General features: G+C 27.7%; 26 protein-coding genes, 3 pseudogenes and 1 riboswitch. Of the genes and pseudogenes, 25 read left to right on the forward strand and 4 right to left on the reverse strand.

Going from position 1 to position 25,146, the window contains the following annotated elements; genetic code table 4:
* Positions 1 to 12: 12 nt before the first annotated feature.
* The 4 genes and pseudogenes from AACK91_RS05070 to AACK91_RS05085 form a co-directional block, all read right to left on the reverse strand.
* Positions 13 to 273 (reverse strand): annotated as a pseudogene (locus AACK91_RS05070) (hypothetical protein); the annotation flags it as partial.
* Positions 266 to 1,278, reverse strand: a pseudogene (locus AACK91_RS05075) (hypothetical protein). The pseudogenes AACK91_RS05070 and AACK91_RS05075, both read right to left, overlap by 8 nt.
* The gene (locus AACK91_RS05080) at positions 1,278 to 1,481 is read right to left on the reverse strand and encodes a DUF2649 family protein (protein WP_338964616.1); all 204 of its coding nucleotides are present in this window, start codon (positions 1,479 to 1,481) and stop codon (positions 1,278 to 1,280) included. Before AACK91_RS05080 ends, AACK91_RS05075 begins: the two are co-directional and overlap by 1 nt.
* 151 nt (positions 1,482 to 1,632) lie before the next feature.
* Positions 1,633 to 2,067 (reverse strand): annotated as a pseudogene (locus tag AACK91_RS05085) (DUF3627 domain-containing protein).
* Between the two features lie 302 nt (positions 2,068 to 2,369).
* Here AACK91_RS05085 and AACK91_RS05090 point away from each other — a divergent pair.
* From AACK91_RS05090 to prmC, 25 genes are all read left to right on the forward strand, one after another.
* Complete coding sequence (locus AACK91_RS05090; protein ID WP_338963247.1) at positions 2,370 to 3,332, forward strand: IS1/IS1595 family N-terminal zinc-binding domain-containing protein; 963 nt, start codon at positions 2,370 to 2,372, stop codon at positions 3,330 to 3,332.
* Between the two features lie 127 nt (positions 3,333 to 3,459).
* Positions 3,460 to 4,863, forward strand: coding sequence for an ABC transporter permease (locus AACK91_RS05095; RefSeq protein ID WP_338964752.1), 1,404 nt, complete (start codon positions 3,460 to 3,462; stop codon positions 4,861 to 4,863).
* A 93-nt stretch (positions 4,864 to 4,956) separates the two neighbouring features.
* On the forward strand, positions 4,957 to 5,685 hold the full coding sequence (locus AACK91_RS05100) for an FtsX-like permease family protein (protein ID WP_338964754.1): 729 nt from the start codon (positions 4,957 to 4,959) through the stop codon (positions 5,683 to 5,685).
* A gap of 173 nt (positions 5,686 to 5,858) precedes the next feature.
* Positions 5,859 to 6,854: a tRNA dihydrouridine synthase DusB gene (gene dusB / locus AACK91_RS05105; protein WP_338964757.1), complete on the forward strand. Its 996-nt coding sequence runs from the start codon at positions 5,859 to 5,861 to the stop codon at positions 6,852 to 6,854.
* A 16-nt stretch (positions 6,855 to 6,870) separates the two neighbouring features.
* Positions 6,871 to 8,373 carry a lysine--tRNA ligase gene (lysS, locus tag AACK91_RS05110; protein ID WP_338964759.1) on the forward strand — a complete coding sequence of 501 codons (1,503 nt, stop codon included), beginning with the start codon at positions 6,871 to 6,873 and terminating at the stop codon, positions 8,371 to 8,373.
* 8 nt (positions 8,374 to 8,381) lie between these two features.
* Positions 8,382 to 9,386 (forward strand): asparagine synthetase AsnA, encoded by a 1,005-nt coding sequence (locus tag AACK91_RS05115; protein WP_338964760.1) that lies wholly within the window; start codon positions 8,382 to 8,384, stop codon positions 9,384 to 9,386.
* Positions 9,387 to 10,073, forward strand: coding sequence for an IspD/TarI family cytidylyltransferase (locus AACK91_RS05120; protein WP_338964762.1), 687 nt, complete (start codon positions 9,387 to 9,389; stop codon positions 10,071 to 10,073).
* A 113-nt stretch (positions 10,074 to 10,186) separates the two neighbouring features.
* Entirely contained in the window at positions 10,187 to 10,576 is a 390-nt protein-coding gene (rpsF, locus tag AACK91_RS05125) for a 30S ribosomal protein S6 (protein ID WP_338964765.1), read from the forward strand.
* Between the two features lie 81 nt (positions 10,577 to 10,657).
* Positions 10,658 to 11,101, forward strand: a complete 444-nt coding sequence (locus AACK91_RS05130) for a single-stranded DNA-binding protein (protein WP_040092439.1) — start codon at positions 10,658 to 10,660, stop codon at positions 11,099 to 11,101.
* A gap of 15 nt (positions 11,102 to 11,116) precedes the next feature.
* Complete coding sequence (gene rpsR / locus AACK91_RS05135; RefSeq protein WP_370281048.1) at positions 11,117 to 11,344, forward strand: 30S ribosomal protein S18; 228 nt, start codon at positions 11,117 to 11,119, stop codon at positions 11,342 to 11,344.
* Positions 11,345 to 11,429: 85 nt separating this feature from the next.
* Positions 11,430 to 12,266: a hypothetical protein gene (locus AACK91_RS05140; RefSeq protein WP_338964777.1), complete on the forward strand. Its 837-nt coding sequence runs from the start codon at positions 11,430 to 11,432 to the stop codon at positions 12,264 to 12,266.
* A gap of 72 nt (positions 12,267 to 12,338) precedes the next feature.
* Positions 12,339 to 13,274, forward strand: a complete 936-nt coding sequence (locus AACK91_RS05145) for a hypothetical protein (protein ID WP_338964779.1) — start codon at positions 12,339 to 12,341, stop codon at positions 13,272 to 13,274.
* Between the two features lie 107 nt (positions 13,275 to 13,381).
* Positions 13,382 to 14,923 carry a dicarboxylate/amino acid:cation symporter gene (locus AACK91_RS05150; RefSeq protein WP_338964781.1) on the forward strand — a complete coding sequence of 514 codons (1,542 nt, stop codon included), beginning with the start codon at positions 13,382 to 13,384 and terminating at the stop codon, positions 14,921 to 14,923.
* Between the two features lie 74 nt (positions 14,924 to 14,997).
* On the forward strand, positions 14,998 to 16,341 hold the full coding sequence (locus tag AACK91_RS05155) for an FAD-dependent oxidoreductase (protein ID WP_338964784.1): 1,344 nt from the start codon (positions 14,998 to 15,000) through the stop codon (positions 16,339 to 16,341).
* Positions 16,342 to 16,452: 111 nt separating this feature from the next.
* On the forward strand, positions 16,453 to 16,914 hold the full coding sequence (locus AACK91_RS05160) for a hypothetical protein (protein ID WP_338966576.1): 462 nt from the start codon (positions 16,453 to 16,455) through the stop codon (positions 16,912 to 16,914).
* Positions 16,878 to 17,009, forward strand: coding sequence for a hypothetical protein (locus tag AACK91_RS05165; protein WP_338964786.1), 132 nt, complete (start codon positions 16,878 to 16,880; stop codon positions 17,007 to 17,009). Before AACK91_RS05160 ends, AACK91_RS05165 begins: the two co-directional genes overlap by 37 nt.
* Positions 17,010 to 17,093: 84 nt before the next feature.
* Complete coding sequence (gene rpmE / locus AACK91_RS05170; protein WP_419334645.1) at positions 17,094 to 17,387, forward strand: 50S ribosomal protein L31; 294 nt, start codon at positions 17,094 to 17,096, stop codon at positions 17,385 to 17,387.
* 81 nt (positions 17,388 to 17,468) lie between these two features.
* Positions 17,469 to 17,659, forward strand: a riboswitch (cobalamin riboswitch).
* Between the two features lie 95 nt (positions 17,660 to 17,754).
* Entirely contained in the window at positions 17,755 to 18,207 is a 453-nt protein-coding gene (locus tag AACK91_RS05175; protein WP_338964788.1) for a hypothetical protein, read from the forward strand.
* Between the two features lie 52 nt (positions 18,208 to 18,259).
* Entirely contained in the window at positions 18,260 to 19,144 is an 885-nt protein-coding gene (locus AACK91_RS05180; RefSeq protein ID WP_338964789.1) for a hypothetical protein, read from the forward strand.
* 107 nt (positions 19,145 to 19,251) lie between these two features.
* On the forward strand, positions 19,252 to 21,177 hold the full coding sequence (locus tag AACK91_RS05185) for a hypothetical protein (protein WP_338964791.1): 1,926 nt from the start codon (positions 19,252 to 19,254) through the stop codon (positions 21,175 to 21,177).
* Positions 21,178 to 21,193: 16 nt separating this feature from the next.
* Entirely contained in the window at positions 21,194 to 22,159 is a 966-nt protein-coding gene (locus AACK91_RS05190) for a bifunctional oligoribonuclease/PAP phosphatase NrnA (RefSeq protein WP_338964794.1), read from the forward strand.
* Positions 22,159 to 22,743 (forward strand): thymidine kinase, encoded by a 585-nt coding sequence (locus tag AACK91_RS05195; protein ID WP_338964796.1) that lies wholly within the window; start codon positions 22,159 to 22,161, stop codon positions 22,741 to 22,743. Before AACK91_RS05190 ends, AACK91_RS05195 begins: the two co-directional genes overlap by 1 nt.
* A 16-nt stretch (positions 22,744 to 22,759) precedes the next feature.
* Positions 22,760 to 23,068 carry a hypothetical protein gene (locus AACK91_RS05200; protein WP_338964799.1) on the forward strand — a complete coding sequence of 103 codons (309 nt, stop codon included), beginning with the start codon at positions 22,760 to 22,762 and terminating at the stop codon, positions 23,066 to 23,068.
* A gap of 113 nt (positions 23,069 to 23,181) precedes the next feature.
* Positions 23,182 to 24,258, forward strand: a complete 1,077-nt coding sequence (gene prfA, locus AACK91_RS05205) for a peptide chain release factor 1 (protein ID WP_338964802.1) — start codon at positions 23,182 to 23,184, stop codon at positions 24,256 to 24,258.
* Positions 24,258 to 25,115 carry a peptide chain release factor N(5)-glutamine methyltransferase gene (gene prmC, locus AACK91_RS05210; RefSeq protein WP_338964804.1) on the forward strand — a complete coding sequence of 286 codons (858 nt, stop codon included), beginning with the start codon at positions 24,258 to 24,260 and terminating at the stop codon, positions 25,113 to 25,115. Before prfA ends, prmC begins: the two co-directional genes overlap by 1 nt.
* Positions 25,116 to 25,146: the final 31 nt, after the last annotated feature.

The raw sequence follows: 25,146 nt of genomic DNA on the forward strand, positions 1-25,146 counted from the left end.
ATGTGCTTTTTTAACACCACGTACTGTTGAAGCATACAATTTTGATGTATTGTTTTTAACAGTTGAACCTAATTCATTATATTGTGTTCTTGTTCCGTGGATAGCATAAATTGATAACTTAACAACCATAAAAAAGATAATAAAATAAGCAATAGTTGTATTTGTCATTGGTAATTTAGTATTTCAAATTACATCAAAAATAAACAAAAATACATCAAAAATCAAACTAAAAATCTTATCTCAATTATTACTTTCTGATAATAAATTAATCATCTTTATCACTTCCTTTTTCTTTTTTAGGTTTTAAATTTTTTTTCAAAATATCAATATCAAACAATGCTAAACGCTCTTTAACACTTAATTTAGTAATTTCTGACCAATAATATTCTTTATAATTAACTATTTCATCATTTTTTAAATCACGAACAAACTTTAATCATTTACTATCATATTTCTGTGCAAATTCTAATGGAATAATTATTTTAAAAAACCGAATTCCTAACCCAACATCCGACTTATGTTTTGCTCGTTTACCTTCGGCTGTTCGTTCTACTGATTTTGTTTTTCAAATTTCATAATCTGTAATATCTTGAAAAATACCAATTCGCATAATAAAGAAACGATTAAAAAAATTAAATCCTTTTTAGCAATAGGTTTTTTCAATGAAATTGGAATAATAATACCACTTGCTAATTGTCGAATATTATTTCAAATCATACCCTCACGCTGAGCAGTAAATAAAGCACGATTACCAAAATGTCTTGCTAATACAATTCACGGAATTTTACCACTACGAACTTTTTTCTCATCGTGGGGACTAGTTCCATCAATATATAAATAACTTTCATCAAATAAAATAACACTATCATCTGGGGGAACTGGTTTTGTTCTATCTGTAAAATCTAAATTTTTAAATGTTAAAACTTTAACTTTATCATCTTCTAACGGATAATTACTATAAATCTTATCTGTTAATAGTTTCATAGTTTGTGATAAATAATTTAAAAGTAAAGTTTTTCCCGTCCCTAACTTACCAATAATTACTGATAACGGATTATCTCAAACAAAATTAACTAAACGAAAAGCACTCAACTGATAAAATATGTTTTTTCAAACTCATCAGACAAAATAAACACATTGCAAAGCAAACAATAATCAAAATACTAAACCGGTATAATTTAATGAAATTATTCAAAGTAATAAATCAATTAAACTAAACAAAATCATTGAACCACCAATATAACAATAATTTTTTAAGAAAAATATAAATTTTTTCATTACTTAAAATACCCAACTATTTTAAAAACCATTCACAATAAAAACCACGTTAAAAATAAAATCACAATTCAAATACCAATCATAAGAGTTAAATATTCATTTTGATTTAAATTTCAAGTTGTAATAATTTCAACATTAGTTTTATCTATAAACAAAAATACATAAATAAAAAACTCTTTTAATTTTTCTCAATCATTTTGCATATTTAAAAACTCCACATTTTCTGAATAAGTTTAAAAAACATCCCCAAAAATAAAACGATAAATAATACAAATGATATGACATATAAAAATTCATGAGCATTTGAACCAATAATATAACTAACAAATTGAACTCAATAATCATATAAACCCATTAATTTAAGTCCTTCAAGTCATTAATTAATTTATCTACTTTTTCATCACTTCAATTTGTTAAATTATTGTTAGTTGTTTTTACTTTTTGAGGTTCACCAGGAAATATTGCTTTTTTCATTTGTGTAAAATAATTTTATTTGTATTGATTATACAAATTGATTAGTTCTGCTCCAGTTAAATATTTTCACACATGACGTTTTAAATTTTCATCATATTTTACAATAGGATAAGAATTATCATAAATCAAACCGATTGCTACTTGTTCTGAGTGTTTTTCACTCAGATAAATAAATTTATTACTCAACCAAAAACCAATATGACGATTATGATTAGGTAAATTTATAAAAATTGCTTTTTCTGTTTCAAAAACTATCAACTCTTTACGAATAAAATAATTTTCTATATTTTGATTTTTCTTAACAAAATTACTCAATTTTATCAACTCCTAACTAAATATTTATTTAATAAACAATGTTATATTTAATGTTTATATATTGTTTACTTATTGATAAAAACACTGATTATTAACAATGTTATACATAATGCTATATATTGTTTATTTAATGTTTAATAAACAATGTTATTAACAATGTTAAATATATAAAATAATAAAAATTGACACACTGAAAAATACTATTTAATTTTTAATAATAGTCTTTAATTTTGTCGAAAACTCTTGATATTTATAAAATATACCTAAAATTAGGTATATTTTTAATATATAGAGGTAAATAAATGATGAAAAAAATAATTACAGAATTAATAAATAGCTTAACAGATGATCAATTTTTAGAATTTTATGAAAAAATAAAACAACAAGCAGACTTAATTAAAAAACAAAAACGTTTAAATGAAATTGATCAAAAATTTAGAGATAAAGGCATTATATGTCCTAATTGCAAATCTTTTCATTGTGTTAAAAATGGTCATAATTCCGAAGGAAAACAAAAATATTTATGTAAAAAATGTCGTGCTAGTTTTGATGCATTTCGTCATCATTTTACTTATTGAAGTCATTTAAATTATGAACAGTGAAATTTATTAATTCAAATTTCATTGTTAGGACAATCTAGTAAAATAATTTCTCGTTTTATTAAAACAACCCCAAAAACCGCTTGATATAATCGACAAAAATTAATGCAATCAAAACAATTAGAAAATACACAGTTAAAATTTAAAAAATTAAATGGTCAAATCCAAATGGATGAAACATTTATTAAAGAAATTCATAAAGGCAATTTTAAAGATAAATTTGATAAACGAAAAACTCATCTCGATCCATTTTCAACTGATACCAAATGCTGTATTCAAATGGCAGTTGATAGCAATAATAATATTTTTGTTCAATCCACCAATACCAAAAGATTACAAAAACAATGGATTATTGAAAATATGAATAAGCAACTAATTAAAGAAAAATCAATAATTATTTCTGATATGCAACCACTATATTTATTAGTAGCAAAACAAACAAATTCTACTCTATATTCCACCAAAACTAGTACAAACCCTGATACTAGTTATCAAAAGTTAAATAAGATTAGTAAATTACAATCCAGTCTTAAAGAAGCCTTAATTCATTATCATGGTTTGGGTTTCACTAATATTCAAAATTATTTAAAGCTCTGAAAATGAAAATACCAACACAAAGGTTTAACACCAAACCAACAATCAACGGTATTATATTTTAACGTTTAAAAAATTTAAAGCAAAATCATAATCTTACACAAAATTAGTTTTCAAATTGTCATATTGATGATTTTTTTTATTTCATCAAGAGTTTTCGACAAAATTAAAGGTTTATTTAGCAAGTAGTGGTGTTCTAATGGCATATAATTCATTAGGACCAATTTCAAAGATCAGTTCAATGAAAGTAACAACAACAATTTATACCTTATTAGGAATTGGAATGATTGTTTTAGCATTTATTTTTATTAGTTTTGTTATGAAAAAAGAAATGAACAAAACAAGAAAACAATTAGGGATTTTTAAAGCACTAGGATATCGTACTAGTGAGTTGGTGTGAATTTTCACTGTTAAAACATTAATAACAATTATGGGTGGTTTAATTTTTGGATATTTACTTTCAATTCCATTGCAAATTTACATGTATGGACAATTTGAAACAATGGTAACGATTAGTTATGATAAGGTTTATGCAGGATGAGGATTTATGACAATAATTTTTATAGTTGTTCCTGTTTTCTTTACGATTGCTTCATATATTACAACATTTTTATATATTAAAGAACCAATTCTATCATTAGTAAATAATGTTGCAAAAAGTAATAAGGCTGTTCGTGCTGGTTTAATATCACGGTCATTATCAAAACATGGCAAAGCATTTACTTGGCGTTTACAACTTGCTTTTACTTCTCGAAATAAAGGTAAATTTACTTTAACAATTATTTTATTTTTCTTTTCATCATTATTGTTAATCTTAATGTTAGGAACAACAAATATTGCCAAATCAATTACCAGTGGGATGTTTAATATGTTAAATAGTAAATTAGATCATACTTTAACATTTAATAATTTTCCCCGAATTAACGGGAATGGACAAGCAAACGGACAATTGACTATTAGCGATCAAGATTATCAACAATATGATTTTAAGTTTAAGTCTTATCATAATCTTAGTGATATTACAAAAACTAATCAGACTGCCACAACCTTTCATAACGCCTTTAATAAAATTGATCCAACTTCACCAACGGCAGGACAACAATATATTGCTTTACTACAAAAATATAAAGTTCAAGATCAAAGCGGGGATAATCAATATTTGTATCTAAAAGATTTAAAAACAATTTTCATTCTAATGAGTACGAATAATACTTTTTATCAAAATAAATTTGATCCAAGTATTTATCCAAATTTAATGAGCTTAATGTTAAATGCAATTATGATGGATGATAATGCTAATTCAGTTGTAACTTTTAATGACTTCTTATATAACCCCAATCAAGAAACAACTTTCTATTCGCTTCCAGTTATTTTAGATAGTAATCTTGATGAACCGGGAATGACAATTAAAGGAATCAATAACAATGGTAATATTGGAGGATACTATAATAATGCATTGAATTGAGAAGGAATTTCGCAACAACAAATCGATGAAATTTTTAATCCAACAAATACACCAAATAAAATTAAAGGATTAATTTCTTATAAATTAGCACGGAATGCTAATTATAAAATTGGTGATACTTTCAAAGTAAAAACATAGACACCAAATAAAACTAGTGTTGAAGTTGAGATTATTGGGATTATTAAAAATAATACGGTTACTGATGACATTTATACTAGTTATGATAATGTTATGCATAATTTGTTTGTTGCAAATACAATTGATCCAAAACAACCAGAAGCAAATATTTACAATGGCTTGTATTCACAACAAAAAATGTATGAGGGTAAAATTGATTTAAAAAACATGGCAGAATCAATTAAAAATTTAAAATTCATTGGGAATAATTTAGTAATTTCTGCTAGTCATAATCAATCAATTTGAGATGCCTTACTTAATATTGATACAAAAACAGTAACCGCAACTCTAATTAGTGGAATGGCAGGAACAGGATCAACAGGAAAAGATTTTGGAATGTTACCGTTAAACATTCTTCGAACTTCAGTTGATGATATGTTAACAAAAATGAACAGTTCAATGTTAATGTTTGAACCATTAGTTGCGTTAATTATTTTAATCTTGTTAGTAGTTGTTGTGATGGTTATTATTGATGAATTAATTCCAATTATTTTAACAATGAAAGCAATTGGATATAATAATGGCAAAATTAACTTTGTTGTTATGGGTAGTTATGTGATCGGGGTTATTATTACCTTTATTGTTGCTTGAGTTGTTTCAATCTTAATTTGGCAAGGCCTTGGGATTTTAATCTACAATCTCTTTAAAATTGTTTTAAATATTCCAATTGATATTAAAGGACCATTAATCGCTTTAGCTATTATTACTATCATTTTATTGACTTTATGATTTACTGCAATGAACTCAATTAAAAAACGCCGTGTAACAGAAATTACTAATTAAAATTACTTTGTCATAATTAAAAAACAATCAAAATAACTTTAATAATAGTATTATTAAAGTTATTTTTAATGCTGTTTAAATTAATATTAAAAATAAAGGTAATTTATTGAATTTATAATCATTTTTTATTAATATTTACTTAATGACTATTAATTAAAGAAGGAACTAAAAAGATGAAAATAGGGAATATTGATATTAAAGGGCAAGTTTTCTTAGCACCAATGGCAGGAATTACCAATGAGGCATTTCGGATTATTTGTCATGAGTTAGGAGCGGGATTAGTTTATGCTGAGATGGTTAGTGATAAAGCAATTTTGCAACGAAATGAACGAACTTTGCAAATGATTAAGGTAAATAAATTAGAACACCCAATCTCAATGCAAATTTTTGGGACTGATGTTGAAACATTTGTTGAAGCAGCTAAATATGTTGATCAAAACAGTGATTGTGATATTATTGATATTAATATGGGTTGCCCAGCACCCAAAATTGCAATTAAATCACAAGCGGGTTCATTTTTATTAAAACATCCACAGCGTGTTTATGAAGTTGTTAAAGCAGTTGTTGAAAATGTTAGGAAACCAGTAACTGTTAAAATTCGTATTGGTTGAGATGAAGAAAATATCAATTGTGTGGAAATTGCAAAATATTGTGAACAAGCGGGAGCAAAAGCAATTGCAGTCCATGCTCGAACACGTAATCAGTTTTATTCAGGAAAAGCTGATTGAAGTTGAATTAAAAAAGTAAAAGAGAATGTTAGTATTCCAGTGATTGTAAATGGTGATGTTTTTAGTTGTGAAGATGCTAAACGAATGTTAGATGAAACGGGTTGTGATGCCGTTATGCTTGCTCGTGGTGCACAGGGGAATCCTTGGATATTTAAACAAATTCAACATTTTCTTGATACCGGTGAAAAAATTGAACAACCATCGTTAGATGAATGACAAAGCATCATTTTCCGTTATGCGGAATTATTATTAAATTTAAAAGTAGAACGTGTTGCTGCTAGTGAAATGAGAAATAATTTAGCATTTTATTTTAAAGGAAAACCAGAGGCAACAAGTTATAAAACACGAGCTACACAAATAAATACAATATTTGAGTTAAAAACGCTTGTTAATGAATATATTGACTATTATTATAATAATAATAGTAATTTTGTTAAATAATAAAAGGAGAGTTAAAATGGAAAAACGCAGTTTTACAGAACAAGAACAAATTAGACGTGATAAATTAGAAAAGTTAATTAAAGATGGCCATAATCCTTTTATAATTGCAAAGTTTGAACGGACACATACTAGTAAAGAGGTTAATGAACAATTTAATAGTTTATCAAAAGAAGAATTAAATGCAATTGATAATAAAGCAATAGTAAAAATTGCTGGACGAATCAAAACATTTCGTGAAGCAGGGAAAGCTACTTTTGCAACCTTACAAGATCAAAATGGGATTTTTCAAATTTATGTTCGTAATGATGAAGTTGGCGATGCAAAATACCATGAATTTGTTGACTTTGATTTAGGTGATATTATTGGTGTTAGCGGAGTAATGATGAAAACGAATACTGGTGAGTTAACAGTTCGTGTAAAAGAATTTGTTTTATTATCAAAAGCTTTACGTCCATTACCAGATAAGTATTATGGAATGACTGATATTGAGGAAAAATATCGTCGTCGTTATGTTGATTTAATTATGTCAGCTGAAGCAAAAGATATTTTTATTAAACGAAGTAAAATAATTGCTTTAATGCGTGACTTTTTTAATAACAAAGGATATTTAGAAGTTGAAACCCCAGTTTTACAACCAATTCATGGTGGAGCTGCAGCAAAACCATTCACAACACATCATAATGCCTTAGATATGAATTTCTATTTACGTGTAGCAACTGAACTACCATTAAAACGATTAATTGTTGGTGGTTTTGAGGGGGTTTATGAAATTGGTCGTTTATTTAGAAACGAGGGGATGGATACTCGTCACAATCCAGAATTTACAACCGTTGAAATTTATATTGCATATCAAGATATGAGTTTTTTAATGCAATTAACAGAAGATACAATTTGTTATATTGCAAAAAACATTTTAAATAAAGATGAAACAGAATATGATGGGGTGACAATTTCATTTAAACAGCCATGAAAGCGCTGACATATGATTGATGCAATTAAAGAGATTATTGGTGTTGATTTTTGAAAACCAATGACTTTTGAAGAAGCAAAAAAAATTGCGAAAGAGAAAAATGTTGTTATTGAAAAATTTCATAATTCAGTTGGACATATTATTAATTTATTTTTTGAAGAATTTGTTGAAGATAAATTAATCCAACCAACATTTATTTATGGTCATCCTGTTGAAGTTTCACCATTAGCAAAAGCAAATGCCCAAGATCCACGTTTTACTGACCGTTTTGAATTGTTTATTAAAGGTCGTGAATATGCTAATGCTTATTCAGAATTAAATAATCCCGTTGAACAATATGATCGTTTTGTTAGTCAGTTAGCAGAACGTGATAACGGTAATGATGAAGCACAAGAGTTGGATATTGATTTTGTTGAAGCATTGGAATATGGAATGCCACCAACGGGTGGTTTAGGAATTGGGATTGATCGTTTAGTTATGTTATTAACAGGACAAGACTCAATTAAAGATGTCATATTATTCCCTCATATGCGGCCAAGAGGAAAATAGGTGATTATATGGCATACGATATCCAAATTGGATATAGTTCAATTTTAACATTACGAGAAACAGTAGGGGCAATTAGTTTAGTTAAGCTTGAATTGGTTTGTCGTTTTATTATTCAATTTAATCTTTTAAAAGTTGATGCGCCTTTAATTAGTAGCGAAGAAAAAGGTTTAAATGATGATTTTCAAATGACAGAGCGCCCAATTGATTTTGACATTTCACCAAGTAATTTAGTTGGTGAAATTTTGCAATCACACAATAAATGACGAATAAGTGCAATTGTTCGTTATGAATTAAATGAAAATGAAGGAATTCTAACAACAGCAATGGTGCTTCGTCGTGATATTAAACAATCAAATAGCCAGGCCGTAACTTTTAGCGAAATTGGATTTGATTTATTATTGGATGAGGAAAAAATTACACTATTAAAAATTCAAGAAACAATTGATAAAGCGATTAATATTATTAGTGAAGTTGAAGATATTTTATTATTAAAATTTCCACAATTAAATAAAAAATTTGGAAAGAAATTAAATTGAACAAGTAATACTGAATTGCAAAAGGCGATGCGATTATTAAGCCACCATGAACGCTTAAACCGTTATACAAGAGAACATGGGGCGACAATTTTATATGGTTTAAAAAAAGTTATTACTAACAACACAATTGAAATTAGTGAATCACAAGATGTTTTTAATTGAGAATTATATGCAAAAATTTTTGTTTATTATTTTGTTTTAGAAAAAGCAATTTGTATTGGTTATTGTGCCGCTAGTGTTAATCGTGATGTTTTAAAAGAACAATTAGCTGTATCAAAAGAAACAATTAAATTAAAAACAGAATATGATGCGAAAGTAGCAAAAGATGAATTGCCAGTAACATTATCATTTGGTCTTTATAAATCACAGTTAGATTTATTTTTATTAGAAAAACAACATATTGGTGAAGTAATTGCTTCCGTTTGGAGTGATGATTTTTTAGAATATGCTGAAAAAAATGGAATTGATATTTTATAAATGAAAAATTATACGGTAATTATTGTTGCAGCAGGGAATTCATCACGCTTTAAACAAAAAAATAATAAATTATTATATCAAATTAATGATAGTAATACCGTTATTGAAGAAACCTTAGCCCTGTTCTTAGGTGATCCTTTTTGTACGGAAATTATTGTTGGTGTTAATGATGAAATACTAAACTTTTTATTAAAGAAAAATTATCAAGATCAAAGGCTTCAGTTTGTCCTGGGCGGATTAGAACGAGTTGATACAATTCATCATTGTTTAACTAATCATAAAATTAAAAATGAAATGGTAATGATTCATGATGGTGTTCGTTGTTTTGTTAGTTTAGATTTTATTAATAAATTAAATCAAACTTTTTACAAAGAAAATTATGAAGTTTTAATTCCAATGTTACCAATAACAGAAACACTTAAAAAAGTTAATCATTGTTTTGTTGAAAAAACAATTAACCGTGATGAGTATTTTACGATTCAAACGCCACAAGTTTTTAAAACAGCGTTATTATATAATGTTTATGATGAATACTTTCGTACGAAAAATAAAAAAATAATTTATGATGACAGTTATTTAGTTGAATTATTTGCCAAAAATACAAAGATTCATACAATACTGGGGGAAAAGCAAAATATTAAAATAACTTATTTTGATGATTTAAAATTATTAAATTTAGGTAAATAAACCTTACAATTATAACTAATATAAGGTATAATTGACAACGAGTTAATAATGCTTTGATGATGATTATTAGCTCCTTGTCCGAATAGGACCTAGACCAAGAGGAGGAAAATAAAGTGCGTAAGTACGAAGTTATGTATATCTTAAATCCAGAAGCAGCGAATTTAGACGAATTAGAAGGTCGTCTACATAAAATTTTAGAAGCTAATGGTGGAAAAATTGAAGAACACGGTAAATGAGGGATTAGAACTTTAGAATATCCAATTAAAAAGAAAACAAAAGGATACTATGGTGTATTAATTTTTAATACAACCTCAGAAAATATTGATGAGTTTGTTCGTATCAGTCACATTGAGCAAGATGTATTACGAATTTTAGTAATTAATACTGAAAAAGAAAAAGGATATATTCAATCAACTGTTTATGCAAAAACAGAAGTTAAGAATGATAAGCCAGACCGTGAACGTAAACCGGGAAATAAAAGACCAGATTATTATAGAACGTAATGAACAACGCGTTGAAGGTGAAGAACTTAGAACAACAAAACCAGTTGAAGCAAAAGAATAATTTAGGAGGGTGAAAGAGGTATGTTAAATCGAGTTTCATTAGTAGGAAGAATAACACGTGATTTAGAATTAAAAAATTCTGTTAATAATAAACCATTTGTGGCTTTTACCTTAGCAGTAAATAATAATTTTAATGATCAAGCATCATTTATTTCATGTTTTGCTTGAAATAAAACAGCAGAAAATATGGCCCGTTATTTAAAAAAAGGTTCATTAATTGCTTTAGATGGTCGTTTACAAACAAGAACAGATAATGTTAATGGACAAATGACAACAATTATGCAAGTAATTGCAGAAACTGTTTCGTTTTTAGATTCAAGAGGGACAGGGACTACGGCTAATATGGGAACCCCAACACCAAATTCTAATGATCTTAATAATATGACTTCTTTCAATCAAACAGAATCACAAGATAATAATGATAGTATTAGTTTTGATGGTGATGATGCAATTTTATGAGATTAAAAAGAAAGGAACCAAATAATGAATCCAAAATTTAAACGTTTTAAAAAGCAATGTTATTTTACAAAAAATAAAATAACATATATTGATTACAAAGATATTGAATTATTAAAAAAATTTATTTCTGGTAATGGGCAAATCTTGCCGAAGAGAGTTACTGGAACAACAGCTAAAAATCAAAGGATGTTAGCAATAGCAATTAAAAGAGCACGTCAAATGGCATTATTACCATTTGTCATTGATTAAAATACTTATAAAAATAAGTATTTTTTCTTTTTTAGTGTAGAATTAATATGATGTAAGGCATAATAAAAAGTTAAGGGATGACATTATGATAGAGAATCCAAAATTTAGTGATGTTTTTAAAACAGAAGCAAAAGAAAAAATAGGGAAGAATCGGTTGCAAATAATTAAGTACATCTTAATTTGTTTTGTGCCATTTTTGTATGGTTTCTTTTGTGTTTGAGCTTTTTGAAATCCATTCCTTAAAACAGACCAGATTCCAATGGCGATTGTTAATCATGATGCAAATTTATGTGTGATTTATAAACCTAAAAGTGATACTGACAAATCAATTGCAAATGGGACTGATATTCATTATGTTAATGCAAACGATGCAACAAGTTGTAATGCAGCAGTTAAACCAAATGAAATTGCACGTTTTACAAGTGTTAGTGATAATATTGTTACTGGACCAAATTATTATGATAAAGAACATAATAATGTTAAAATCGATGTTAGTACCATTACCTTGAAATTAAATTATCTAAAAAATAAAGATACTAATTTTGAACCAAATGATAAATATTGAGTTCAACTACGAATTCCTGAAAATTATTCTGTTCATTTAATTAACATTTTAAAAAACATTGCAAATTCGTCATTTGACCATGATCAGTTTTTAACGGATGTTACTTGAATGAGCAATAATCCGGTTAACTTGTGAGCAACGTATAAACAAAATTTTTTAATTGGTTATTTTGCAACAACTTTCACTAATTTACGAAAAAGTTTTGTTCGTGAAGCAGTACCGCAATTAATTTTACCAATGCTTTATACCATTCTGTCTAATCCTGATGGGACCGTAAATCGTACTACTTATGATGACTATGTTAAAAGTATTAATACAAGCAATTTAATTAATGAAACAAATAATTTAGTTAGTTAAGGTAAATTAACTTCAGTACAAGGAAAGATTATTACTTCGTTACTAAAGGTATTTTGCTTAGTAAAAGGACCCTTGGTACAATTTATTTTTGGATCAGAAAATGTTGTTAGCAAAGATCAATATTTTACTAATAGTAATGAATTGGGTAAACATTTAAAAGATGTTGGCAGCATTATTGATATTCCATATAACGTGCAAGGTTATCAATACAATAAATATGGTATTGGATTGGGAGAATTATTTATGTTAATTGGTGTTTGAGTTGGGGCTTTAACACAAACATTTGTTTATGATCGTAAAGGTAGAACCAAAAACACATTATCTTATCAACATTATTTTAGTAAGTTACTATTAATGTTGTGTACATCCTGAATTCAGGTCACAGTAATGATGTTTTCACTATTAATTTTAGGTTTTGGGCAAATTGGTCCATCGTATGCTTTGCTATGGTTATGAATGCTCTTTTTAGGATCAGTTTTCAATATTATTATTTGTTCTCTTTGGTTAGCGATTCCCGATGAAATGCTGGGGCGTTTTATTGCTGTTATTTATCTGATTATTAATTTATCAGCTGGATGAGGAACATTCCCATCATTTATGCAAAATAAATTTTTTGATGTTTTATCATATATCTCACCATTCCGTTATGGCTTACATAATATTGGGACAATAATATATGGTTTATCTTCACCAACAAGTATCGGTATTGGTGAATATCAAACTGAGATTGTCAAAAATATGGGGATTTTATTTATTTGGGTTATTGTTTTTGTTATGATTGGACTAGCAGGAACCTACTATCGTTTCTTAAAAATGAAATATGGAACAATTAGAATAAAATTAATTTATCAAGCAATGAATAACATTGAAAATATTAAAACACATGAAAAAAGTATTAGTGCATTGAATTATTTAACAGTAGAAGAACAAGCGTTAATAAAAGCAGAAGTATCAGGGCAATTATTAGCAAAACAGACAAAAAAGAAACTAAAAAAGCAGCCTAAATAATCATAGATATAATAGTAATATTTTTTGCCTTCTTTTTAAAATGAATTATCATCTATTTTATGGTATTATTTAAATAATAATTTATTCTATGAAAGCGAGGAGGACAAATGTATTTAAACTTATTAAATAGTACAGATAATAGTAATCCTTTACATGACTTCTTGTCAATTTCAACTTGGCAATCATTTGTTAGTATTTTTATTTTCTTTGGAATTATGCTTTTATTATGATTTTGAATTAAAAAAACAAAGATGCGTTTTATTTTTCGTGTTTTATTAGGACTAGCTTTTGGTTTAGTTATTGGAATTGTTGTTCAAGCAATTAATAATTTCCCATATAACACAGCTGATCCGTCAGGTTCAATGATTAATCCAATAATTCAAGATCCAAATGACCCCAATAAGAACATTCCAAATGATATTTATGTCTTGTGAGTTCATGATTTTTCAATTTGAGTTAACTTCTTTAGAACGGTCTTTTTAAATGCGATTTTATTAATGACTGTTCCTGTTGTTTTCTTAGCAATTGCACGAGCCGTATCAAAACCAGGAAAAGATGCAGCATCAAAAAAAGGAACAATTATTACAATTGCCATTTTATTGTTAAATGTTGCAGTGATGTTTATTATTACCTTATTTATTGGTATTGCTTTTAATATTGGCAATGGTTTTACAATTTCGGGAAGTGGTAGTTATGATAAAGCAGCATCGAAACCATTACCACAAATTATTTGAGATTATGTTCCTTCAAATTTTGTTGCTCCATTCTTTTTGGGAGCAATTATTCCAGTGATGGTTATTGCAGGATTAATTGGCCTTGCGGTTAAAAAATCATCAAAAAGACATCCCGAAGATATGCAAAAAATCCGTGCTGGATTTGATCGTTGATGGACAGTTATTATGTCATGTTTAATGTTTATTATTAAGTTAATGCCTTATGCCGTAATGTCAATGATTACTTATGCCATTGTTTCGCGTCCAATTGGATATTTAGCACAAATTGGAATTGTAATTGGGGTTGGTTACTTATGTCTAGTAATTGCCTTGATTTGACATTCGTTATTATTAACATTATCAGGAATTAATCCATTTAAATGATGAAAATTTGCTATTAAGCCAGTAATTCAAGGATTTACAACCCAATCTTCAAATGCAACCTTACCTTTAACAATGGAAGTCTTGAAAGATGATATAAAAGTAAAAGAAAATTTAGTTAGTATTTCAGTACCATTAACAACAACAATGGGATTAACTGCTTGTGCTGGGGTACAAGCGGGAATTATTGTTTCATTTATTGTAACAGCAGGATTATTTGATTTGACAGCCGCTAATTTCTTTATTGCTTTAATAGTTGTTGTTGTTGCGTCATTAGGAATTGCTGGTGTTCCAGGAACAGCTAGTGTTGTCACAGCCGGGGTGCTGGGGGGGCTTGGTTTAGGGACTTTATATGTTCCTGTTTATGCAATTATTGGAGCGTTAGATGGCTTATTTGATATGGGTCGAACAGCAGTAAATGTTGCAGGAGGATTACAAGCAACAACAATTGCTGCCCGGTTAACAAATTGTTTAGAAAACGAAGATCTCATGCTTTTCAAATGATCACGCCTACGGCGAAAACGAAAGAGAGAAAAAGCGTCAAAACAAGAATAAAGGTAACACCTTTATTTTTATTTTAAATTTGAAAGGTTATAATATTACTAAGAAGACAGAAAGAAGGGGAAAAGATGAAGGTAATTGTAATTGGTGGGTCAACTGCTGGAATGACAGCAGCTAGTAAGTTAAAACGTATTTTAAAAGATGATGTTGAAATAGTTGCTTATCAAAAATTAAAATATCCATCGTTAGGTAGTTGTGGAATTCCTTATTATGTTGGAAAACATTTTGATAAACCAGAAAGTATGATTGCACGAACTGTTGAACAATTTAAAGATAATGGAATTATTGTAAAAACTTCGTGTGAAGTAACAAAAGTTGATTTTAAGGCAAAAACAGTTTATGGAATTAATCTTGCAACAAACGAAAAATTTAATGATACTTATGATAAGTTGATTATTAGTGTTGGAGCAACACCACGCAAATTAAATTTGGCGGGAGAAGAAGCATCAAATGTTTTTACAGGAACAACTTTAGAATCGGCAGTAGTTCTTCGCGATAGTTTAGCAACAATTAAAAATGTTGCCATTATTGGTGGCGGTTTCATTGGTTTAGAATTTTGTGAAAGTTTTGGTTTAGCAGGAAAAAATATTACATTAATTGAAGCCGACAAATGGGTTTCACGAAAATTAATTGATGAAGATATTGCCCAATTATTAGTGGCAGATTTAGAACATAAAGGAATTAAAATTAAGACAAATGAGAAAGTAGCAGAGTTTATTGTTAAAAACAATAAAGTAACAAAAATTAGATTATCATCAGAAGAAGAGATTCCAACAGATTTAGTTTTAGTGGGAATTGGAGTTATCCCAAGCACTGATTTTTTAAAAGAAACAGAGCTAAAAATGAATGAATTTGGGGCGATTTTAGTTAATGATCAGTTTGAAACTAATATTAAAAATGTTTATGCTGTTGGTGATTGTGTTACGACAAAAAATATGATTGATAATAGGTTACAATATATTTCATTAGCAACTGTTGCGGCAAAAAACGGAAAGGTTTTAGGTAATATTTTAGCAGGGAAAAAAGATCATTTTCCAGGGGCGATTGGAACCGCTATTATCCAAGTTTTTGATAGTGAAATTGCTCGAACAGGGTATACGAAAGAGCAAGCAATTGCAAATGGTTTTAATACTAAAGAAGTGGTTATTACGGGAACTGATCATACTCATTATGTAGCCGATGCTAAACCAGTTACCGTTAAGGTTATTTATGATCAAAACACAAAAGTTATTGTAGGGGCACAAATCTTTGGTTATAATAAAGCTAGTTTAAGAATCAATGCTTTAATCCCATTAATTTGGACAAAAACTAAAATTAATGAGATTGAATATTTGGATTTACCATATTCACCACCATTTGCAAAAAGTGTTGATGTATTAAATGTTGTTTTAACGAAGATTAATGAAGACTAAAAATAAAGGAGAAAAAATTATTAAATTACAGTAAAAAATGCTATTAATTGACGAAAAACAATTAAAAAATATGATAGTAGCAAAACTATTAACGATAATGATTTATTAACAATTATTGAAGCGGGGCGTTTAGCACCATGCTCATTAGGGCTAGAAGTTACTAATGTTTTGACTATTACTAATAAAGAATTAAAAACTAAATTTGCAGAAGAGGTAATGAGTGGTTCGAATCAGGAAAAAGTTCAGAATGCAAATTGTATTATGATTATCGCTGGGATTAATCCAGAATATTTAGTCTCAACGGAATTTTTGACAACACGGTTAGAACGAAATATTGCACAACCTGATGTGTTAAAAAAGACAATTGATAAATATCAAACTTTTTTAACGCAAAAAAAAGATTTATTTACCTTTGTGTCTGAACAAGCACATATTGTAACTAGTTTTATTACCCTGCAAGCTGCTGATTTAAAAATTGGGTTAACAATTATAGGGGGTTTTGATGTTAAAAAATGTAATGATTTATTATCAGAACATTGTTTTTTAACCAAGATAAATTATATTCGGTATTAGTCTTAGCTTTAGGATATTATGATGAAACAGATGAAAAAACAAGTTTACCACGGGTACGCATTGATTTTAATGAATTTGCAAAGATTATTAAATAATTTTTGTTTTTATTGATAATATGTGTTATCATTATTTACGTGCAAATAATATGCATCCATATTATTAAAAGAGAGGTGAATTATATGGCAAGAGAAGGAATCCATCCAAAATATTTTGATACTAAAATCATGTGCACAACTTGTGGAACAGAGCGCATAACTGGTTCTACTAAGGGGAAAGAATTAAAAGTTGATACTTGTTCTTCATGCCATCCCTTCTATACAGGTAATCAGCAATTTGCTAATGCAGCAGGACGTGTTGAACGCTTTAAATCTAAATTTAATAAAAAAGAAGAATTAGTAAAACAAACAGAAGAAGCATCAAAAGTACAAAAAGAACTTAATAAAAAAACAGCAAAACCAAAATCTGATAATTAAAAAGCAGAATAATGGTAGAGAACTTTTATCTTATTAAGATAAAAGTTTTTTTTAATAATAATTCTAGGTCATTTTGTTTTTTTCGTTATAATGAAAATAGACTACTTTAAAAGTTTATAAAGGATAAAAGGGAATTAAGTGCAAGTCTTAAGCTGTCCTAGCAACTGTAAAACTGACGAATGTTAATGAGTACCACTGAATAACATATTTGGGAAGGATTAACTAGTAGGATTAAGTTAAGCCAGTAGACCGGCCTGATAAATTTAATAAGAGTCCTACTAGGTAAATAGGATTAATTTATTTTGTAAATAAGATAAAAATATAAATATAAAAAACAAAAGGAGAAGAAAAAATGGTTAAAAATATCTTGACGTTAGTAACAAGTTTAACAGTTGGTACAACAACTATTGCAAATGTTGCATTGCAACAATTAACTTCATCAAACAGCGAAAAAGTATCACAAAATAGTATTGATGGATATCATGTTAATAGTGTTAAAATCACAGTAAAAAATGAAAGTGGAAGAGTTATCAATACAATTACGTTTTATAATTCATTAGTAAGTTTAGGTGATATGTTAGCATCGGATTCCGATTCTTTTGGGCTTAACGAAACATCATTTGGCCGTTTATTGATCAGAGTTGATGATATAATAACAGATTTTAATAAAAATTATTGAGCAGTTTTTTCAAGCACACATCCATTCTGCAAGTTTAGTACTAGTCCAGCAAATTATTGTTCAGTTGGAATTGATGGTTTAGTTTTTCGTGACGTTTGAGAACAAGACCAATTATTTGATTTTGTCTTAACTAAGATTTAAGTTAAGTAATAATCCTATTTATCCTTTTTTTGAGAAAGGAGTTTCTATAATTATGAAAAAAATATTAGCTAATTTGCTAGTTTTATTGTTGACCGTAACATCAACAACAAGTTTAATTAGTTGTCAAAATTTAAGTCAAAATAATAAGAGCGAAGAAGATTTGCCAACCTTACCAAATAATTTTACAATTATGCAAGGTGATATTTATCCATCCTTTGGTATTAGCAAACAAGAGGGAAACCAAAAATACTTGTTTAAACCCACAAGTGATCAATTGAGTACACTTTTTTTAAATTTGCCACAACGCAAAATTGCTCCATTAGGGTTTGCAAAGGATGTATCAAATATTCCTGATTTTTGATTTTATTTAGCATATCCATTTGCGGCAACTTTTACAATTCTTAGTGGTCAAGAATTGACACTTGACGAAAATCAAATGGTTAATGTTACCTTGGCTGTGAAATGCTTAAAAGTAGCGGAAAAATGGTTAGAGAGTGGTGCTTGAAAAATGCGTTTTACTGATATGAATGTTGAACAAAAAATAATTTTTAAAATTCCAATTATTCCAAATGAAACTGATGAATTAAATCGATTTGTTTTAAAAAAATATAATGCATATATTGCGCAAAATGATATTGAAATTAATAATAGTAAGTTAGATTTTAATGATGTAAATAATGTCGCAAATATAAATTATTTACAAGAAAAAGCAGCTACTTTTATTGCTAGTTTTATTAGTGAAAATCCGGGTCTTAACAAAAAACTTAATCTTAAAAAAATTATTCCACCAAAGGGTAATCAAATTAAGAGTTTAGATGAACCTGCAAATAGTTTAGTAAAAATTAGTACAACATTTAATTTTACGTTAAATATTGAGGGGTTAGATTATCATCCACGATTAAATTTGGGGATGCCAATTAGATATAAAATTATGTAATTTATATAAAACACTATGGGGGTTAATAAAATTATTAACTTAAGAATAAGTGTTTTTTATTATTTTTATTTGGGTATAATAAAAATGATTAGAAGAGTGGTGTTTGAATGGGACTAAAAATTAGTAATTTAAAATATAAACGCTATAAAAAAAATATTTTTACTGATTTAAACTTTGATGTCAACAGTCAAGAAGTTCTAGGAACTTATTTTGAAAATAAATTTTCACAGTTATATTTTTTAAAACTTCTATTAGGAAAGAAAAAACCACATAGTGGAAAAATTTATTTAAATAATCAAAACATTACTGCTTTACTGCCAAAGGAACGAAAAATTGGTTATGTTTCACCGGGGACATTACGGTTAGGTTTTTTGCCAACGAAATTACGATTAGCTTATCATATTCTAAAAATACCAAAATTTTTGCATGATAGTTCTTTAAAATACATTAAAAATAAATATCGTTATAAAAATTTAGTTTTTATAGGTAATGACTTAAATAAAAAAGATTTAATATTGAAAACAGATAAAATCATTAATGAATATTTTCATAATTCAATTAGGATTAAGGAAGAATGAATTGAAACATATTTAACACAAATTAGTGAATTTCATAAAAAGGAAATTGCCAAAATTTTAGAAGATGATAAGGATTCAATTCTAATTCAAAGTTTACATACCTACACTTATAAAAAAGAAGAGATTCGTGTTTACGAAGTTTTTCTTGCGTTTTTACAAGCCTTATGAGATAAGATTTATTATATTTCTGAATTGGATTATTTATGTGATTGTTATGAAATTGCCAAAAAAAGAAAGATTAAAAATAAAAAATTTGGATTTATTGGGGATAAACTTGTTTGTGAAAAGTATTTAAAAACTTTACAAACTAAAATTCTTTATGAACGATATAAGCTAATTAAAGCAAGAAAAGCTTTAAAAAAATATCGTCTGAACGTTCTTAATACTGTTATGCGTGATAGTGAACGAAAAAATATTATTAAAGGGATTTTACATAAAAGTAATTCAATTAATGTTGTTACTTGATTGAAACTAGCAGAAGATCAATGGTTTAATTATAATCAAAAACAAGAACAACTAATTTCAAATTTGTTGCCAGATGAAGCAACAATTGTTAAAGGAAAAGTTCTTGAATATTTTCATAAGTACCATTTAGCGTTATTAAATGATAAATTAATCCAACGTGAAGAAGATAATTCCCTTGTGATTGCTGCGGCAAATGAAAAAATTGTTACAGTTTATAATCAAGCATTTGAACAAGTAAAAGAACTAATGAGTAATTTAAATATTAAAATGAACTGATTTAAAATTACCAAAAATCTAAGTAGTTTTGATCATACAAAGATTAGATTAATTAATGCGATTTTAACAAATAAAGAATTGATTATTTTGCATAATACTTTTGATAATTTAACACATAATGAAGCAATTGAATTAAATGATATTTTATTAACGTTAAAAAACTATAATCCGCAAATGACGTTTTTAGTTTTGACAAGAAACATTGAAAATATTAAAAACTATGTTACTAAGTTATTGTTCTTTGATGAAAATAATAATTATAAATTAATGACAAAAGAACAGGCTGAGTTTTTCCCCGAAACAATGCATTTATATCAAACAATGTACAATAGTTCTGAAAATATTTTTTCAATGCAGTATTTTGAAAAAGATCATATCCTCATGAATGAAAAAGTTAAAATTAAGCTACCAAAAGAAATTAAGTTAGTTGACCAAAAAGAATGTTGATTAGCGATTAACCCAAATTTAATTTCCTTTGAAAAAACAAAATTTTTTAATAAGGATTTACATTTAATGTGTAAAGGCCAAGTTAAAACAATTAAAAAAATTGGGAAATCAATTGTTTGTTTTTTTGAAACTGATAATAAAATGATTTTAAAAGTCTTAGTTCCTGAAAAAGAATTAAATTTAAAGAGAATGACTACAATATATTTTGATAAACATGCGTTATTAATTTATAATAAAAGTAGTAATAACTTAGTTATTGACATTTAAAGTGAGGAATTTTAAAATGAAAAATTTAAAAAAAACAATTTTACAAAAAATTAAAGATTATAATACTATTATTTGTTTGCGTCATATTTCACCAGATGGTGATGCTTATGGTTCAGCGTTTGGACTAGCACAATTTATTAAGGATAATTTTCCTATTAAAAAAGTTTTGGTTGATGGTGAACCAAGTAAGTATTTGGCTTTTTTAGCAACACCTGATCTTGTTAAACAAGAAGATTATCGTGGAGCTTTAGTAATTGTGACAGATACAGGTAATGTTGAACGAATTGATAGTAAATATTGACAAGAAGCAAAAGAAATTATTAAAATTGACCATCACCCCAATGTAACACCATATGGAGATTTACAATGAGTTGATGCAAATAAAATTGCAGCTAGTGAAATGATTGCTGATTTAGTTTTAACATCAAAATTAAAAGTTTCAGCAGCAGCGGCAAGATTAATCTTTACGGGGATTATCACTGATTCTAATCGTTTTATGTATAACAAAACTTCTCTTGAGACTTTGACGTTAGCAGGGCAATTACTTGCAAAAGGTTTTGATTTGCAAAACATTTATCACAATTTATATGAAGAATCATGAACAAATGCGTGTTTTAAAAATTATTTGTTATCACAAGTAATGGTTTATGATGATCAAATTAGTTATGTTAAAATAACAGACAAAATGTTAAAAGAACATCAAATGGATTATGAAACTGTTAAACCATGAGTTAATATTATGAGCAATATTAAAGAATTTAAAATTTGAATGTTATTAATTGAAAACAAAGCAGAAGGTTATATTAATATAAGTATTCGTAGTAATACTTATATTATTAATGGTGTTGCTCAAAAATATAATGGTGGAGGCCACGAATTAGCTAGCGGTGCTAGAATTTATCAGTGAGAAGATACTGAGAAAATTTTAGCCGATTTAAGTATTTTAATTAAAAATAATGTTAAATATGTGGAAGGTGAATAATGTATTTTTTAAATAGTAAAGCACAAATGGGATGAATTGAGGTAATCACGGGTTGTATGTTTGCTGGAAAAACAGAAGAGTTTATTCGTCGTTTAGTACGGTTAAGTTATGCTAAATTTAAAATTCAAGTTTTTAAGCCAGAAATTGACAACCGATATAGTGAGAATAAAGTTGTTAGTCATAGTCAAAATTCAGTTGAAGCAATGCCAGTAAAAGATTCAGCAGAATTATTAAGTCGAATTGAGCCAACAACAAATGTGGTTGGAATTGATGAAGTTCAGTTTTTTGATAACAATATTGTTAAAGCTGCTGATTCGTTAGCAGATAAAGGAATCATTGTTATTGTAAATGGTTTAGATAAAGATTTTCGTGGCGAATCATTTCTTAATGTTGAGCAATTAATGACTCGCGCAGAAGAAGTTAAAAAATTGCATGCAATTTGTGTTAAATGTGGAAATTTAGCAAATCGTACGCAACGGTTGATTAATGGTAAGCCAGCTAATTATTATGATCCCATTGTTTTAATTGGCGAAAAGGATAAATATGAAGCTCGTTGTCGACATTGCCATGAAGTAACATATTAAGTTGGAAAGGAAAAAAATGTTAACAAAAGCAGGATTAAATGCAGAAGCATATTTTATTATAAATAGTAAACCAAGAACAGTTATCAAACTTAAAGCACACTTTGTTGAAAATTTACCAATTAATTCTAAAATTACAATTATGGAAAATTTAATGGCGAAGGAAAATGATAATGTTGTTGTTAATGGCAATGTTTTTAAAATTAGTCAAAAGATTATTACTAAACATCCCGTTAAAAAAACCTTTGAGAGTTGTGAGTATCGTTTAACCCTCCTTGATCAATTAAGAAAATTACCAAAATTTCAAGAAATTATTGCCAATCAGTAAATAAATCATTAATTATTATGATTTATTTTTATTATAATATATTAAATTAGGCATTATAATTTAAAATATATTATAATAATTGCTAGGTATCTGAATAAATAGAGGTGGATAAAATGAATCAAAAAACAGTTGAACGATTAGAAGCAATGTTGAAGCGGTCAAATTTAATTAATGAAGAACTAACAAAACCAGAAATAGTTAATGATGTAAAAAAATTAACTAGTTTGGCAAAAGAACAAGCACAATTAGAAGATACTGTTGCATTATATTTAACTTATAAAAATGTTTTAAATAATATTAATGAGGCAAAAGCAATTTTAGAAAATGAAAAAGATGAAGAATTAATTGAGTTAGCTAAAGAAGAAATTAAGACTTCAGAAATTCGAAAAGAACAAATTACAGCGGAGTTAAAAGTGATGTTATTACCAAAAGACTCTAATGATGAAAAAAATGTTATTTTTGAAATCCGCGGTGCTGCTGGTGGTGATGAGGGAAATATTTTTGCTGGTGATTTATATCGAATGTATTTAAGATATGCTGAGCAACAAAAGTGAAAAATTGAAGTGATTGAAGAAAATGAATCAGAAGCAGGTGGGTTTTCCACAATTTCATTTATGGTGAAAGGTGATCGTGTTTATTCAAAAATGAAGTTTGAATCAGGTGCACATCGGGTACAACGAATTCCAAAGACAGAGAGCAAAGGACGAGTTCATACTTCAACTGCGACAGTTGCCGTTTTACCAGAAATTGAAGAGGTTGATTTTGAAATTAAAACAGTTGATTTAAAAATTGATACATATCGTGCTTCGGGGGCTGGAGGACAGCATGTTAATACCACCGATTCAGCGGTACGAATTACCCATTTACCAACTGGTGTTGTAGTTACATCACAAGATGGTCGTAGTCAACATGATAATAAAGCATTAGCAATGCAACATTTACGTAGTAAATTGTATGAAGAACAACAACGTAAAATTAATGAAGAACGAGGAACGTTGCGAAAAGATGCAGTCGGAACTGGTGATCGTAGTGAGAAGATTCGAACATATAATTATCCACAAAATCGAGTTACTGATCATCGTATTAATTTAACTTTACAAAAGTTAGATCAAATTATGGAAGGTAATCTTGATGAAATTATTACAGCTTTAATTAATGAAGAACAAAGATTGAAAATGGAAGGAAACTAATGACAGTTAACGAATTAATTGAAAAGTCAGAAGAGTATCTTAAAGCGTCTAAAATTGATAATTATCTTGCTGATGTTAAAACTTTGATAGCATTTTTTATGAAAATATCATTAGCTAAATTATATGCCGTTCAAAATGAAAAAATTAATTTTAAGGTTGATGATTATTGGCAAAAGTTAGTTGAATATCAAAATGGAAAACCAATTCAACAGATTACTAATTTACAGAGTTTTTATGGTTATGATTTTTATGTTGATGACAACGTTCTTATTCCACGTTATGAAACAGAAGAGTTGGTGGATAATATTAATGTTTTAATTGATGATAATTTTGTTGAAGGTAAAAAACCATTAACGTTAATTGATGTCGGAACCGGTAGTGGAGCAATTGCAATTAGCTTGGGGTTAGAAAATCCAAATTTAACAATTTATGCTAGTGATATTTCACCATTAGCCTTGAATGTTGCAAAAAGAAATATTAAACAATTAAATTGTCAAAATGTTCAATTATTAAAGGGTGATATGTTAGAACCGTTTATTAAAAATAAGATTAAAGCCGATATTTTAGTATGTAACCCGCCCTATATTCCAAGCAACCAACAGATTAGTCATCGTGTTAAAGATTATGAACCGCATGTCGCTCTATTTGGTGATAATGATGGATTATTTTTTTATCGTCAGATTTTTAAGAATTGACAAAAAATTGTTAATAAAAATGGTTTTTTATGTTTTGAACATAGCTATGATCAAAAAAAAGCATTAGAAAAATTAGTTAAAGAATATTTCCCAAACCAAAAATATTATTTTAGAAAAGATATAAATAAAAAATGACGAATGTTATTTGTTAATATTTTGTAGTAAAATAATAAGAGCTCAGGTGTGAGGTGAA

The organism is Spiroplasma endosymbiont of Sarcophaga carnaria, assembly GCF_964019595.1.
GTDB classification, from domain to species: Bacteria; Bacillota_I; Bacilli_A; order Mycoplasmatales; family Mycoplasmataceae; genus Spiroplasma; species Spiroplasma poulsonii.